1 protein-coding gene and 1 pseudogene are annotated in these 1,513 nt (G+C 24.0%); both read right to left on the minus strand.

The genetic code is table 11. The features are described 5' to 3' along the window. Positions 1-679 (minus strand): SVM family protein (locus OL66_RS04310; RefSeq protein ID WP_034172258.1); only part of this gene is annotated, 679 nt, incomplete at its 3' end. Positions 680-743: 64 nt separating this feature from the next. Continuing rightward, positions 744-1,463: pseudogene (locus tag OL66_RS02000) on the minus strand (effector). Positions 1,464-1,513: the final 50 nt, after the last annotated feature.

A 1,513-nucleotide genomic window follows, 5' to 3' on the forward strand; every position in this document is an offset into this window, starting at 1 on the left:
CATAATTTTTCGATTCTGTAAAACCATATGAATACAAAATAAAAAACATATATAAATCATTGGATTCTTTTTTTATATCAAAATCTAAGATTATTTTAAAAACATTTTCTTCCAATTCCGATTCCGACAAATTATTATCTAATCCTTGTTTAAATACAGATTTATATATTTCAATATGGTTGTTATTTTTTAATTTATAATTAAATAATCCTTCTTCAGAAACATTATCTATTATTATCCTTTCCAAAAAACCTATAAAATTATAACGATCATATATAGGATTATCTAAATCACTAGCATTACTATATAAACATATTTTAGCATCATTTGTATTAAAAAATTGTTTTACATTTATATTAAATTTAATTAAAAAACCATTGTATTTTTCTTTTAAATTTTTCAAATCATAAACCCCTAATTTTTTACTAAGGTTTATTTTTGTTTCAAATAAAAATTTAATGATATTCTTTTCATGAAAAGAATTATTAATTTGAATTGTTTGTTGTTTAGGTAAATTTTCAAAAGGTATTTCTATGTTATTATCGTTAAAATTAGAATTATTTTGTAATTCATTGTTTTTCATTGCCATAACATAATAATTATTCGTTATAAATAAAATTCCTAATAAAACAAATAAACAAAAACTTATTATTTTAAATTGATTTTGTAATTTAAACATTAATTAAATCTCCTTTTGTTTTTATTACTTTAATTTTAATATATTCGAAGTTGTTAAGATTTTATCACCAGTCCTCCTTGGTTCTTTTATTATTTTCAGCTTCTTTGGCTTTATCGTTATTGTGTTTACCTTCATAAAGAGATAAAGTTTTTCTTTTTGGGTTGAAGTGGAGGTGAAAATGGGTTAATTTGAAATTGGAGTTGGAAACATGTGAGCATCCAAGGTAATAGTCTTTGTCTTCATCTAAGAAGTGTTTAGGACCTTTGTATTTAAGGATTAAACAGTTACCGCCTGAGTTTTCTTTGAATTGTTTTTCGAAATTGATATTTGAATATAAATGACTGTCGTCTTCCATATCACAACTAGAATATTTAAATTCGTTCACTGAGGTTTGCTTATAATCCAGTCCTCTTTTATTCCAACGGTCGAAAGGATGACGGTCTTTGATGTAACAAACTAAGTTAGAGGGTTCTTTTTGAAGTTCGAGAAGGTCTTGAATTTTCATCAATTCAAAAGATCCGATATTTTCTTTGTTAGCGAGTTGTTGTTGATAATAACCAATGCCATTAAGGCCATCAAAGGTATATTTAGTTTTGATCATTTGACATTTGTTATTATCGTCATACCATTCATCACTTATTTCAAATTTGGTTTCTTTTAAACTAGGGATTTATTCTTTTGGTAATTTATTGGGGTCTGTTAACATAATAAAAACGATAATTAAAAAAAGAAATACCACTAAAATAATAAAAAACCATTTAATGATTTTTTTAATATTAAACATGATTAGTTCCTTTCGGGTAATTTTGAATATACCAATATTTTAACACATTT

This window comes from Chrysanthemum yellows phytoplasma (assembly GCF_000803325.1).
Lineage (GTDB): Bacteria > Bacillota_I > Bacilli_A > Acholeplasmatales > Acholeplasmataceae > Phytoplasma > Phytoplasma asteris.